The sequence below is a fragment of the Thioclava sp. NG1 genome (genome assembly GCF_003122275.1).
GTDB classification, from domain to species: domain Bacteria; phylum Pseudomonadota; class Alphaproteobacteria; order Rhodobacterales; family Rhodobacteraceae; genus Thioclava; species Thioclava nitratireducens.
This window is the reverse complement of record NZ_QFBB01000007.1, coordinates 274,715-287,804: the sequence shown is the minus strand read 5'-3', so window position 1 is coordinate 287,804 and position 13,090 is coordinate 274,715. Positions and strand designations below refer to the sequence as shown.

The 13,090-nt window shown below is 64.1% G+C and carries 15 protein-coding genes; 3 read left to right on the top strand and 12 right to left on the bottom strand.

The features are described from left to right. Positions 1-673 precede the first annotated feature (673 nt). Both pssA and DEM26_RS15390 read right to left on the bottom strand, forming a co-directional pair. Entirely contained in the window at positions 674-1,420 is a 747-nt protein-coding gene (gene pssA, locus DEM26_RS15395) for a CDP-diacylglycerol--serine O-phosphatidyltransferase (RefSeq protein ID WP_075775469.1), read from the bottom strand. Positions 1,421-1,441: 21 nt separating this feature from the next. Next, positions 1,442-2,140 carry a phosphatidylserine decarboxylase gene (locus DEM26_RS15390; protein ID WP_075775470.1) on the bottom strand — a complete coding sequence of 233 codons (699 nt, stop codon included), beginning with the start codon at positions 2,138-2,140 and terminating at the stop codon, positions 1,442-1,444. A 178-nt stretch (positions 2,141-2,318) separates the two neighbouring features. Here DEM26_RS15390 and DEM26_RS15385 point away from each other — a divergent pair, with 178 nt between their 5' ends. Both DEM26_RS15385 and bfr read left to right on the top strand, forming a co-directional pair. Further along, positions 2,319-2,576 carry a (2Fe-2S)-binding protein gene (locus tag DEM26_RS15385; RefSeq protein ID WP_088724945.1) on the top strand — a complete coding sequence of 86 codons (258 nt, stop codon included), beginning with the start codon at positions 2,319-2,321 and terminating at the stop codon, positions 2,574-2,576. Further along, the gene (gene bfr, locus DEM26_RS15380; protein ID WP_075775472.1) at positions 2,560-3,045 is read left to right on the top strand and encodes a bacterioferritin; all 486 of its coding nucleotides are present in this window, start codon (positions 2,560-2,562) and stop codon (positions 3,043-3,045) included. Before DEM26_RS15385 ends, bfr begins: the two co-directional genes overlap by 17 nt. A 155-nt stretch (positions 3,046-3,200) precedes the next feature. Here the strand turns inward: bfr and rpsI are convergent, their stop codons facing one another. From rpsI to DEM26_RS15365, 3 genes are all read right to left on the bottom strand, one after another. Further along, positions 3,201-3,701, bottom strand: coding sequence for a 30S ribosomal protein S9 (rpsI, locus tag DEM26_RS15375; RefSeq protein WP_075775473.1), 501 nt, complete (start codon positions 3,699-3,701; stop codon positions 3,201-3,203). Between the two features lie 2 nt (positions 3,702-3,703). Beyond that, positions 3,704-4,165 carry a 50S ribosomal protein L13 gene (gene rplM, locus DEM26_RS15370; RefSeq protein WP_075775474.1) on the bottom strand — a complete coding sequence of 154 codons (462 nt, stop codon included), beginning with the start codon at positions 4,163-4,165 and terminating at the stop codon, positions 3,704-3,706. Between the two features lie 240 nt (positions 4,166-4,405). Further along, entirely contained in the window at positions 4,406-4,834 is a 429-nt protein-coding gene (locus DEM26_RS15365; RefSeq protein ID WP_088720288.1) for a PaaI family thioesterase, read from the bottom strand. Between the two features lie 63 nt (positions 4,835-4,897). On the opposite strand from DEM26_RS15365, the gene DEM26_RS15360 reads away from it, so the two are divergent. Next, positions 4,898-5,686, top strand: a complete 789-nt coding sequence (locus DEM26_RS15360; RefSeq protein ID WP_075775476.1) for an enoyl-CoA hydratase — start codon at positions 4,898-4,900, stop codon at positions 5,684-5,686. A gap of 6 nt (positions 5,687-5,692) precedes the next feature. Here the strand turns inward: DEM26_RS15360 and proB are convergent, their stop codons facing one another. The 7 genes from proB to DEM26_RS15325 all read right to left on the bottom strand — a co-directional run bounded on the left by proB (position 5,693) and on the right by DEM26_RS15325 (position 13,007). Next, the gene (gene proB, locus DEM26_RS15355) at positions 5,693-6,811 is read right to left on the bottom strand and encodes a glutamate 5-kinase (RefSeq protein ID WP_075775477.1); all 1,119 of its coding nucleotides are present in this window, start codon (positions 6,809-6,811) and stop codon (positions 5,693-5,695) included. Beyond that, positions 6,799-7,827: a GTPase ObgE gene (gene obgE / locus DEM26_RS15350; protein ID WP_088720287.1), complete on the bottom strand. Its 1,029-nt coding sequence runs from the start codon at positions 7,825-7,827 to the stop codon at positions 6,799-6,801. Before obgE ends, proB begins: the two co-directional genes overlap by 13 nt. 224 nt (positions 7,828-8,051) lie before the next feature. Beyond that, positions 8,052-8,588, bottom strand: a complete 537-nt coding sequence (locus tag DEM26_RS15345) for a GNAT family N-acetyltransferase (protein WP_075775479.1) — start codon at positions 8,586-8,588, stop codon at positions 8,052-8,054. A 209-nt stretch (positions 8,589-8,797) separates the two neighbouring features. Further along, the gene (rpmA, locus tag DEM26_RS15340; RefSeq protein WP_075775480.1) at positions 8,798-9,067 is read right to left on the bottom strand and encodes a 50S ribosomal protein L27; all 270 of its coding nucleotides are present in this window, start codon (positions 9,065-9,067) and stop codon (positions 8,798-8,800) included. Positions 9,068-9,079: 12 nt separating this feature from the next. Next, on the bottom strand, positions 9,080-9,712 hold the full coding sequence (locus tag DEM26_RS15335; protein WP_075775481.1) for a 50S ribosomal protein L21: 633 nt from the start codon (positions 9,710-9,712) through the stop codon (positions 9,080-9,082). Positions 9,713-9,904: 192 nt separating this feature from the next. Next, on the bottom strand, positions 9,905-11,023 hold the full coding sequence (locus DEM26_RS15330; RefSeq protein WP_109172771.1) for a CaiB/BaiF CoA transferase family protein: 1,119 nt from the start codon (positions 11,021-11,023) through the stop codon (positions 9,905-9,907). A 154-nt stretch (positions 11,024-11,177) separates the two neighbouring features. After that, positions 11,178-13,007 (bottom strand): ABC-F family ATP-binding cassette domain-containing protein, encoded by a 1,830-nt coding sequence (locus tag DEM26_RS15325; RefSeq protein ID WP_088720285.1) that lies wholly within the window; start codon positions 13,005-13,007, stop codon positions 11,178-11,180. Positions 13,008-13,090 lie beyond the last annotated feature (83 nt).

Sequence of the window (13,090 nt, the reverse complement as noted above, 5' to 3'; positions counted from 1 at the left end):
TTGCACATATCTGCGATCCCCCAGGAAGGGGATCGTCACATCTGCTTGTCGTCTCCAGTATCACCAGAGCCGCCAAACAGTGAAGCTGACACTCTCATCATCGCCTAAGCTAGAGAGCCGATATGCTCCGGTCCGCATCGATCATCGACCAAACCGCCCGCATATCTCTTCAGATATCTATCAATGTCAAAGAGCGCGAGGCCAAAAAGAACCGGAAGCGCTTATCTTAAGCGCAGCCCGCCCTAAAACCTCAGTAGTTGTCGTTGCCTTCCGTGTCAGCGTCGCTGGCCCTTCCGGCGCCCCGTTGCGTTCCGTTTGTTCCGCTTCGGTGAGGGGGGTTCTACGCATAGGCGCCGGGGTCCGCAACAGCTTTTTTCATCTGATCGTCACTTTTTTCTCGATACCCTTATTTTGTTGGTCAAAAAACCGGCAAAAAGCGAAGTCGAGGGGATGGCCCCCGACAGAGGCAGGTGGAATCGCCTTTGCCTGCCCTTGGGGCACCCGATTCCGTTTCGCGTAAATCACCCGTATTCACGCCGATCGCCCGGGTGAATCGCATCTCTGCCTGATGAATCGCTCCCCTGCCCTCGCGTCCCCGCTGAATAGCGCTTCTGAAACGCAAACGCCGCCCCGGGGAGGGGCGGCGTTCAGTCGTCTCAATCAAGCTGCGGGGTCACGCGCGCAGGATCCGGCCCCGTGCCTTCCAGATCGCCGGGATCAGCATCACCGCGTAGATCGCGGCAAGGATCACCATCAGCAGCCAGATCCGCGTGAACACCATGCCGACCGCGATCACCGTCCCGATCAGGAGAACACCGACGGCGCGACGCGGAATGCGCATCGCTTTCGGCGAGAAGGTCTTGATCCGCGAAATCATCAACAGACCGACGAAGCCCAGCCAGAAGGCCACGACCACCGGCACCGCGCGCGCGTCGCCCAGTTCGGCAAAGCTGATGAACATCGGCAGGAGCGCGAGCCCTGCCCCGGCCGGGGCGGGAACCCCGGTGAAATGGCGCATCGAGTCGGGCTCGGCGCGCATCACGTTGAACCGCGCGAGACGCAGGCAGGCCGCGCCGGTATAGACCAGCACGAAGACCCAGCCGAACGCATGAGTCTCTCCCAGCGCGAAGCGATACAGCAAGAGTCCGGGTGCCACCCCGAAACAGAGGAAGTCGGACAGGCTGTCGAGCTCTGCCCCGAAATCCGAGGACGCGTTGAGCCGCCGCGCCAGCAACCCGTCCATCCCGTCGATCAGCGCCGCGAGCAGGATCAGCACCACCGCGGATTCGAACCGGTCGTCCATCGCGAAACGGATCGAGGTCAGCCCCAGCCCCATCCCGGCGATCGTGACGAGGTTCGGCACCAGCTGCAGAAACGGCAGCCGGTCCTTCTCGTGCGGATCGATTTCGTGGTCTTTCATCGCGCCCTCCCCGAGCCTCTCTTACCGAATGCCGCCGGAGCGCGCTTGTTCCGTGCTCTCGAGATCGGCGATCACGGTTTCGCCCGCGACCATGTTCTGGCCGATGCAGACCAGCGGGTTCACTCCCTCGGGCAGGTAGATGTCGAGGCGCGAGCCGAACCGGATCAGACCGAAGCGCTCGCCGGTCAGCAAGGACTGGCCCTCTTTCGACCAGCACATGATGCGGCGCGCGACGAGCCCTGCGATCTGCACCACCCCGTATTGGCGGCCATCGGGCAGGGTCACGGCAAGGCCGTTGCGCTCATTGTCCGAACTGGCCTTGTCGAGCGAAGCGTTGAGGAATTTGCCAGGCCGGTAGGCGACCTTCGAGATACGCCCTGCACAGGGAAGCCGGTTCACATGGCAATTGAAGACCGACATGAAAACCGAGATCCGCATCATCGGCTTGTCGCCGAGCCCCAGCTCCGCCGGAGGCACCGCCGGTTCCAGCAACGAGACGATCCCGTCGGCGGGCGATACCATCAACCCCTCGCGGGTAGGCGTCACCCGCGGCGGGTCGCGGAAGAAGTAATAGCACCAGACCGTCAGCCCGACCCCGATCCAGCCGAGCGGCTCCCAGATCAGGAACAGGATGAAGGCGATCCCCGCGAAGATGGCGACGAATTTGCGCCCTTCGGGATGCATCGGTTTCACGAAGGTGGAGAGCATGGAGACGGACATACGGGCCTCTTGAACTGTTTGCCCGTGCTTACCCCAGTTGCACGCCGATGGAAACGGGGGCGGGAGATGGCACCGCGCGACCCGATACCCGACTCTTTCCGTCGGATTGACTTTTCTGACAAAACTACTCACCTATAGGGGCAGATACCCACCTCCCCCGGAATCAGGGCGCGCAACCATGATCATTTGCCATTGCCAAACCATTACCGATCGCGACATCCATGCGGCGATCGACTGGATGCGAAAATCGGACCCGAGCACGATCATCACGCCGGGCAAGATTTATCACGCGCTCGGCAAACGCGCCGATTGCGGCGGATGCATGCCGCTCTTTCTTTCCACGATGCGCAAGAATACCAATTTGAAAGTGCCGGTCGAACTGACCGGGCTGAGACAGGCACCAACGGAAGGAAGACGACATGAAGGGCGACGCTAAGGTCATCGAATATCTAAACGCGGCTCTGCGCAGCGAATTGACGGCCGTTTCGCAATACTGGCTGCACTTCCGGATGCAGGAAGATTGGGGCCTTGCCGCGATGGCAAAGAAATCGCGTGAGGAGTCGATCGAAGAGATGCATCACGCCGACAAATTGATCGCGCGCATCCTGTTCCTCGAAGGCCATCCGAACCTGCAGAAGCTCGACCCGCTGCGTATCGGCGAGGGCCCGCGCGAGACGCTCGAATGCGACCTCGCGGGAGAGCATGACGCGCTGACCCTCTACCGCGAGGCCCGCGACCATTGCGAAAGCGTGCGCGATTACGTCTCGAAGGATCTGTTCGAAGAGTTGATCGCCGACGAGGAAGGTCACGTCGATTTCCTCGAGACCCAGCTCGACCTCTACGACCGCGTAGGCGCACAGAATTACGCCCTGCTCAACGCCGCAAAGATGAACGAGGCGGAATAATCCCCGCCTCTCTCAGGGCAGACAGGCTCGAAGGCGCTCCGAACGGGGCGCCTTCATCGTTTGCACCGGTCGGAATTCGGGGGCCAGGGGGCGAAGTCCCAAACGAAAAGCGGCCCCCGTATGGGAGCCGCTTTCCAAAGCGTATCTCGCGAAGTTTAGCGCTTCGAGAACTGGAAGCTACGACGGGCTTTCGCGCGGCCGTATTTCTTACGTTCCACAACGCGCGAGTCGCGGGTCAGGAAGCCAGCGGCTTTCAGAGCCGGACGCAGCGAGGGATCGTAGAGCTGCAGCGCTTTCGAGATGCCGTGCTTGACTGCACCGGCCTGGCCCGAGAGGCCGCCGCCTGCGACGGTCGCGTAGACGTCGAACTGGCCGTCCACGTTCGCCACGCCGAAGGGCTGGTTCACGATCAGCTGAAGCACGGGACGCGCGAAGTACTTGTCCATCGCCTTGCCGTTCACTTCGATCTTGCCGGTGCCCGGCTTGACCCAGACGCGGGCGACCGCGTCTTTACGCTTGCCGGTGGCATAGGAGCGGCCTTGCGCGTCGCGCACGGGCTCACGGGGCGTGGAGGTTTCGGTTTCGGTGGCGCCAGCGTTGTCCGAGCCGGTCACGACCGATTTCAGATCGTCGAGGGTCTTGATATCGTCGGCCATGATCAGCTCCGGGTGTTCTTCTTGTTCATCGACTTGACGTCGAGAACTTCAGGCTGTTGCGCTTCGTGCGGATGCTCGGCACCGGCGTAGACACGCAGGTTCGCCATTTGCGCACGACCCAGACGGTTGCGCGAGATCATGCGCTCGACCGCCTTGATGACCACGCGCTCGGGATGCGCGCCCTCGAGGATCTGGCGCGCGGTGCGCGACTTGATCCCGCCGGGGTGATTGGTGTGCCAGAAGTAGGTCTTGTCGTCACGCTTCTTGCCGGTCATCTGCACCTTGTCGGCGTTGATGACGATGACGTTGTCGCCCATGTCCATGTGCGGCGTGAAGGTGGCCTTGTGCTTGCCACGCAGACGCATTGCGACGATCGAGGCGAGACGGCCCAGCACGACGCCTTCAGCGTCGATGATGACCCATTTCTTCTCGATCTCCGCGGGTTTTGCGGTATAGGTTTTCATCTGTGATCTGCCCTTGTGGGGTATTTCGAATTCTGATGCGGGCTTTTGCGCGATTCCGGAAGCGTTTTCAAGTGGCGCGCTTCTTAATTTTACCAGCAAAAACAATGCGATAAAAATTAGGTATCAAAATACCCCATCGCTGCGTGCGGTTTTCCGACCCGGAGGGGGCTCTGCCCCCGGCGCATCCGCGCCTCCCCCGGGATATTCGGCCCAAGCCGAAGGCGCATCGAGAGCCCCGCCCTACCCCATCGCCCTCGGCGGGATCGAATAGGTCATGCTCGCACGCGCGACAGGCCGGTCGTCGCCCTCGGAGTAGATCAGCGCATCCCCAACGGCGAGGACGCGGCCCAGTTTCAGCACCCGGATCTTCGCGATCAGGTCGGCTCCGGCCGCTGGCTTGCGCATGAAATCCATGCTCGCATTGGTGGTCACCGCCAAGGCCACGCGCCCGATCCGGGCGAGGATTGCGATGTAGATCCCGACATCGGCCAACGCGAACATATTCGGCCCCGAGACAGTGCCGCCGGGTCGTAAATGACGCTCTTCCACTTTCAGCCGCACCACCAACTCGTCCTCGTCGAGCGCGTCGATCGCGAAGTCGCCTTTCACCTGCGGAAACGCCTCGTCGAGAAATTCCACGAGTTCGTCGCGATCCATTACCAGCGCCATGCGCCCTCCCCTTCCCTTGTCCCTCTCTCGCCCCTAGAGTTTCGACAAAGAGGAGGAGTTTCAATGACAGATCTGGTGATCCGCGAGGATAAAGGCGCGGTGGCGCATCTGACGATGAACAGCCCCGGCAGCCTCAACGCGCTGTCGGATGCGATGCTCGCGGCGCTCAAGGCCCGGTTTTCGGAGCTGACCGAGGATACGAGCATCAAGGTCGTCGTGCTGCGCGGCGCGGGCAAGGCGTTCTGCGCGGGCCATGACCTCAAGGAAATGCAGCGCGGGCGCGAGGCCGAGGACAAGGGCCGCGCCTATTTCGCCGATCTCTTCTTCCGCTGCGCCGAGATGATGCAGATGATCCCGGCCCTGCCGCAGCCGGTGATCGCCGAGGCGCACGGCATCGCCACGGCCGCCGGATGTCAGCTCGTCGCCTCCTGCGATCTGGCGGTCGCCGCCGAGGGCACGCGCTTCGGGGTGAACGGGGTGAATATCGGTCTGTTCTGCTCGACCCCGATGGTGGCACTGTCGCGCAACGTGCCGCGCAAGGTCGCCTTCGAGATGCTGACCACGGGCGAGTTCATCGACGCCACCCGCGCCCGTGAGGTCGGGCTGGTGAATCGCGTCGCCCCGCATGACGAACTCGGCGCCGAGACCGAAAAGCTGGCACAGACGATCGCGGGCAAGCTCGGCGCCGCGGTGAAGATCGGCAAGCGCGCCTTCTACGAACAGGCCAACATGGACCTCGCGAAAGCCTATGATCACACTGCGGCGGTGATGGTCGAGAATATGCTCTGGCGCGACACCGAGGAAGGCGTGCAGGCCTTCATCGAGAAGCGCAAGCCGGACTGGGCGGAGTAACCGGGCTCAGCCAACCACCATATCGTCGCGATGGATCAGCGCCGCGCGGCCGGGATAACCCAGGATCTCCTCGATCTCGCCCGAGCGGTGCCCCGCGATCAGCCGCGCCTCGTCGCCGGTATAGCGCACGAGTCCCTTGCCGAGAACAGCGCGGTCCGGCCCCGCGATGGTAACTGGATCGCCGCGCCCGAAACGGCCGACGATCTTGGTGACGCCCGCCGGCAGCAGCGACTTGCCCGAGCGCAGCGCGTTCGCCGCGCCCTCGTCGACGAACAGCTCGCCACGCGGCTTCATCGCCGCGATCCAGCGTTTGCGCGCGGCCTGCGGGTCGCCCTCGGGCAGGAACCAGCTGCAGCGCCCGCCTTGCTCCAGTGCGCCGACCGGGTGATCGGCAAAGCCTTCCGCGATCGCCATCGCACAGCCGCCCGCCACCGCCACTTTCGCCGCCAGCAGCTTCGTTTTCATTCCGCCCTTCGAGAGGCCAGACACGGGATCGCCCGCCATCGCCTCGATCTCGGGGGTGATGTGTTCGATTACCGGCAGATGCTCGGCGCTCGGGTCGGTCTTCGGATTCGCCGTATAGAGCCCGTCGACATCGGACAGCAGCAGCAACTGGTCCGCCCCGATCGTCACTGCGATCTGGGCAGCCAGCCGGTCATTGTCGCCGAAACGAATCTCGTCGGTCGCGACCGTGTCGTTTTCGTTCACGATGGGCACGACGCCGAGGCCCAGCAGCGTCTCCAGCGTAGCACGCGAATTGAGATAGCGCCGCCTATCCGCGGTATCTTCCAGCGTGACGAGAACCTGCGCGGTGCTGACGTCATGCGGGCCCAGAACTTCCTCATAGGCCCGCGCGAGGCGGATCTGTCCCACCGCCGCCGCGGCCTGGCTCTGCTCCAGCGGCAGCGTACCGCCCGCAAGACCGAGCACCCGCCGCCCCAAGGCGATGGACCCGGAGGACACGATCACGACGCCGGTGCCGCGTGCGCGCAAAGCCGCCACGTCGGCAGCCAGCGAGCGCAGCCAATCCGCGCGCAAGCCGCCCTGATCGACGAGAAGCGCCGATCCGATCTTGATCACCAGGCGCTTCGCCTGCGCCAGAGCGGGCGCGCTCACGGATGCCATGCTCCGCCCTCATCCTCCGGCTTCGGCTTGTCCTTGGCGATTTCCGCCCAGAGCGCGCGCAGCACGTCCGGCACGCCTTTTTTCGACACGCCCGACATCAGCATGACAGGCCCACCCGACGCCTCTTCCAGCTCCGCCTTACGCTCAGCCAACGTCTCTTCGTCAATCGCGTCGATCTTGTTGAGTACGGTGACGCGTGGCTTCTGCGCGAGGATTTCCGAATAGGCCTCCAACTCGCCGATGATCGTGCGCCAATCCTCGACCGGGTCCTCCGCCGTGCCATCCACCAGATGCAGCAGCACCGAGCAGCGCTCGACATGACCGAGGAACTGATCGCCCAGACCCCGCCCTTCAGAGGCGCCCTCGATCAGCCCCGGAATGTCGGCCACGACGAATTCGCGCCCGTCGATGCCGACCACGCCGAGATTCGGAACCAGCGTCGTGAACGGATAATCCGCGATCTTGGGCCGCGCGTTCGAGGTCGCAGCCAGGAAAGTCGACTTGCCCGCATTGGGCAGGCCCAGCAGCCCCGCATCCGCGATCAGCTTGAGGCGCAGCCAGATCGTGCGCTCGACGCCTTCCTGACCGGGATTCGCCCGTTGCGGCGCGCGGTTGGTGGAGGATTTGAAATGCAGGTTGCCCCAGCCGCCATTGCCGCCCTTGGCGAGCAGCACGCGCTGCCCCACCTCGGTCATGTCGGCGATCAGCGTCTCCTGATCCTCGTCGAGAATCTCGGTGCCGACCGGCACTTTCAGCACGACGTCGTCGCCGTCCTTGCCCGTGCATTGGCTACCCATGCCGTGCTGGCCGGATTTGGCGAAGAAATGCTGCTGGTAGCGGAAATCGATGAGCGTATTGAGCCCTTCGACCGCCTCGATCCAGACCGAGCCGCCCTTGCCGCCGTCGCCGCCATCGGGGCCGCCGAATTCGATATATTTCTCGCGCCGGAACGAGACGCAGCCCGCGCCGCCGCCGCCGGAGCGGATATAGACCTTGGCGAGATCGAGAAATTTCATGGCTTGGCCCCTTTCATCAAGGCGCCGCAATAGACGCCTGCGCGCGCAGGATCAAGCGCCGCGTGGGGCGCCGCCCCGCACACACCTGAGTTATTTCCATAGAAAGTACGGTGAATAGGTCGAGGAAGGCGGAATTTGTCCCGGCTGCCTCTTCTTCCTGATCCAAATATCCCGCGAGGGTCCGGGAGGGCTGCGCCCTCCCGTCCGCGGCTCGGGCCGCGCGCTTACATCTTGCGCAGATAGGTCCAGGTCGGAACGTGGCGCCCGCGCGCGAGCGACCAGCTTTCCGCATCGCCCAGATATTCGAAACCGCTATTGGTCAGGACACGGGCCGAGCCCGGATTGTCCTGAAAGACCTCGGCGAAGAGGGTGCGGGATTTGTGGGGATTGGCCTCGATGATGGCGGCGACCGCCTCGGAGGCGAGACCCGTATTCCAGAAGCCCGGGCCCACCCAATAGCCGATCTCGGACTGATCGTCGTCGAGACGTGTCAGCGAGACGACACCCAGAAGTTCGCCCATGCCATGGCGCGATCCATCGATCGCCCAGACGTCTTCGACGCGGTCGTCGGCCTGTGCGCGCGTGATGAAATTCTCGGCTGTGCCGGGCGGTAGCGGATGCGGGATCGCACGGGTGCCTTCGGCGACGCGTTTGTCGCCGGAATACATCTCGATCAGACCGGCATCCGAACGGCGCAGCGGGCGCAGCACGAAACGCTCCGTTTCGATCACGGGTTGGGTGGAAATCGTCTCCTGGTACATGGGCGCTCCTCCTCGAAACGCGGACGAACCGGCGGCTCCTCCTGCCGCATGGTCCTAGTAAATAAATAGGACAGCAAGATGACGATACATCCCCTGACCCGGTAAATTTCCTCGCTGCAAATGCAAACACCTTTGCGCCGCACTGCAACGAGAAAGGGGACCGGCCTTTCAGCCGATCCCCCGATTTTGTGACACTTTCGTCGGTCGGGTTACTCGGCGGCCTCCGCAGCCGGGAGGACCGATACGAAGGTGCGGCCCTTGAGGCCTTTATGGAAGGTGACGCGGCCTTCAGCCGTTGCAAAGATGGTGTGATCCTTGCCGAGGCCGACGCCCTCACCCGGCCACCACTTGGTGCCGCGCTGACGCACGATGATGTTGCCCGGGATCGCTGCCTGACCGCCGAACAGTTTCACGCCAAGACGACGACCCGCAGAGTCGCGGCCGTTACGGGATGAACCGCCTGCTTTCTTGTGTGCCATGGGTGTCTCTCCTTATTTCGCGAGCTCTTTGGCCTGCTCGACCCAGTCGGGCTTGACCTTGGTAGCTTCAAAGGTTTCGGGATCGACCGAAGCGAGCTGGGCGTAGGTGGTGATACCAGCTTCGTTCAGCTTCTTCTCGGCCGCCGGGCCGAGACCGGTGATGACCTTCAGATCGTCCGCTTCCGCGACGGCGGCGTCAGCCTTCGGCGCGGCTTTCGGAGCAGCAGCGGCCTTGGCGGGCTTGGCCGGAGCGGCTTCGCCTTTGCCACCATGCGCTGCACGACGCGCGATCGCGGTGCCCACGGCTTCCTTCACGCCCGACTTGTCGCCGCCGGTGGCGAGGACGTCGGTGACGCGCAGCAGGGTCAGCTGCTGACGGTGACCACGGGTGCGCTGCGACGAGTGCTTACGACGACGCTTGTGGTAGGTGATGACCTTGTCGGCCTTGATGTTGTCGATGACTTCCGCCTGCACGGCCGCACCTTCGACGAAGGGGGTGCCGAACTGGGGCTTGTCGCCGCCGACCATCAGAATCTCGTTGAACTGGACTTTGTCGCCAGCTTCGGCTGCGAGCAGTTCCACGCGGAGCAGATCGCCCGCCTGAACCTTGTATTGCTTGCCGCCGGTCTTGAGGACCGCAAACATGGGTCTTTCCTTTTCTTCATCCGCGCCCTGTGGCCCCTGATCGGAGTTCGTTGGACCTGTTGGCCCGCCGTCGGACTGCGCGCTCCTCACGGGAGCGAAGTTGCAAAAACGAGGCCCGGCGGAAAGAGGACTCTCCGCCGGGTCGGGCCGATATCGGGGATCAGCCCCCGTCTGTCAAGGAAAATCGAGGTTTTATACGCAATCGCTCCAGCGGGCGAGCGCCTCCGCCGCAGAGATCCGCCGTCCCTGCGCGCATGCCTGCCCCGGCGTGGCCGAGAGCCGCGGCGCAGGGGCTGGCTGGGCGAGGCCGTCGAGATCGACATAGGCGCCGCGTTCGGCGTTCTGTGGATGCGCAATGGCCTCGGCGATCGACAGTACCGGCGTTGCGCAGGCATCGCTGCCTGCGAAGACCTCAGTCCAGTCATCGCGGCTGCGAGTCGCGAAGCGGTCCGCGAAGGCATCCCGCAAGGCCGGCCAATTCGCACGGGCCTCGCGCGCAGGCAAGGCCTCGGGCGCGAATCCCAGCCCCGCGATCAGCACCGTGTAGAATTGCGGCTCGAGCGCGCCGACCGCCATATGGCCGCCGCAGGCACATTCATAGACCGTGTAGAACGGCGCTGCCCCGTCGAGCAGATTCGCCTGCCGCCGATCCGTCCACGCCCCCTGCCCGGCCATCCCGGTGATCATCGCCATCAGATGTGCCACCCCGTCAGTGATCGCACAATCGACGACCTGACCCTGCCCGGTCTCCCGTGCGCGCCACAGTGCCGCCAGCATCCCGAAGGCCAGATAAATTCCGCCGCCGCCGAAATCGCCCAGAAGGTTGAGCGGAATCGCGGGCGCCTCTCCGCCCATCGCATGCAATGCGCCGGTCAGAGACAGGTAATTGATGTAATGCCCGGCGGTCTGCGAGAGCGGCCCCTCCTGCCCCCAGCCGGTCATCCGGCCATAGACCAACGCCGGATGATCGGGGAAATCGTCCGGCCCCAGCCCCAGCCGCTCCATCACGCCCGGGCGCATGCCTTCGATCACCCCATCGGCGCAAGCGATCAGCGTGCGCACCGCCTCACGCCCGGCGTCGGATTTCAGATCCACCTCCACCACGTCGCGGCCCCGATCGAGCACATCGACCTCCAGCCCCAGAACGTGATTCTCCGCCCCGCCCGAGCCGGGCCGCGCGATGCGGATCACCTCGGCCCCGAAATCGGCCAGACACATTGCCGCGAACGGCGTCGGCCCCAACCCGGAAATCTCGACAATGCGCAGCCCGCTGAGCGGCCCCGCGCCCTTGGCCCCGGTTCGCTTGATCATACGCCCCTCCTGATCGCCCCGTCAGAGGGGCTCTGCCCCGCTGGCTCCGCCAGCCCCCGGGATATTTTCACCAATCCGAAAGAGAATGCCCTCCCCTTTGGCTTGGATCAAATATCTCCGCCGGAGGCATCCGACTTCACGGCGAGCGCCAAGGTCAGGCCTCTTGCGCCTTCTCCTCGAGTTCGAGCCATTCGACCTCGGCCGCGTCGAGCGCGGTCTGGCGGTCGCTCAGCATCTCGGTGGCCTTCGCGAATTTCACCGGCTCGCGGGTAAAGAGATCGGGATCGGCGAGTAACTCGTTGATCTTCGAGATCTCATGTTCGAGCTTCTCGATCACGCCGGGCAGCTCTTCCAACCGGTGTTTCTCGGTAAAGCTGAGGCCGGTTTTCTTCGGCGCAGCTTTCTGGGCTGCGGCGGGTTTCGACTCGGCTTTGGGTGCGTCCCTCTTCGGCGCAGGCTTGGCCTCCGGCGCGGCCTCGGCCTTCTGCGCCTGATAATCCGACCAGCCGCCCGCATAGACGGTGGCGCGCCCGTCGCCTTCCATCGCGATGGTCGTGCTGGCGACTCGGTCGATGAAATCGCGGTCGTGGCTGACCAGCAGCACCGTGCCGTCATATTCGCCCAGCAAATCCTGCAGCAAGTCGAGCGTTTCCACGTCGAGATCGTTGGTCGGTTCGTCGAGAATCAACAGGTTCGACGGTTTCGCCATGATCCGCGCCAGCAGAAGCCGAGCGCGTTCGCCACCCGAGAGCGCCCGGATCGGGCCGCGCGCCTGTTGCTCGTCGAAGAGGAAGTCTTTCAGATAGCCCACGACATGTTTCGGGGTGCCGCGCACCATCACCTGATCGGAACGCCCCTTCACCGCCATGTCCGGGTCGTTCACCAGCCCGTCCCACAGAGTCTGCTCGGGATTGAGCGTCGCGCGCGCCTGATCGAAGACGGCGATCTCGAGATTCGTGCCCAGCTTGACCGCGCCCTCATCGGGCTCCACCTCGCCGGTCAGCATCTTCAGAAGCGTCGTCTTGCCGACGCCATTGGGGCCGACGAAGGCCACGCGATCCCCGCGCAGCACGCGCAGATCGAAATCCTTCACGATCTGCTTGTCGCCGAAACGTTTGGACAGGCCCGTGGCCTCGATCACCCGCTTGCCCGATTGCTGGCCCGAGTCGAGTTCCATCGCCGCGACGCCCTGCCGCTTGATCTGGCTGGCGCGCTCGGCGCGCAGCGCCTGCAGCGCACGCACCCGGCCCTGATTACGCTTGCGCCGCGCCGAAATACCTTCGACCGCCCAACGCGCCTCGGCCTTGATCTTGCGATTGAGCTTGTGGCGGGCCTCGTCTTCCTCGGCCCAGGTTTTCTCGCGCCAATCCTCGAACGTCTCGAAACCCTGCTCGTTGCGTCGCACCTCGCCCCGGTCGATCCAGAGCGTGGCCCGCGTCAGCGCGCGCAAGAAAGCGCGGTCGTGCGAGATCAGCACGAACGCCTTGCGGGTCTCCTTCAGCTGGTTTTCCAGCCAGGCGATCGCCTCGATATCGAGATGGTTCGTCGGCTCGTCGAGCAGCATCAGCTCCGGCCCCTCGGCCAGAAGCTTCGCCAGCGCCGCCCGCCGCCGCTCGCCACCCGAGGCGGTCTCCACTGGAGTCTCGGGTTTGAACTTCAGCCCTTCGGCGACCATCTCGACGCGATAAGCCTCGGCCGGATCCAGCTCGGAGGCGGCGAAATCGCCCAAGGTCGCGAAGCCCGAGAGATCCGGCTCCTGCTCCATGTAACCCACCGAGATGCCCGGCGGCACGACCCGCGTGCCCGAATCCGGCTCCACCAGCCCGGCCATCACCTTCATCAGCGTGGATTTGCCCGAGCCGTTGCGGCCTACCAATGCGACGCGGTCGCCTTGCTGGACGGTGAGCGAGAGCCCTTCGAAAACGGGATTGCCGCCGAAGGTGAGCGAAATGTCGGAAAGCTGTAAAAGCGGTGCGCGTGCCATGCTCGCGAGCTAAGCGGGCCTTGGCGAAAGGTCAATGGGCCATGCGCGACGCCGCCCCTATGAGCGCAGGCGTCTTCTTCCCC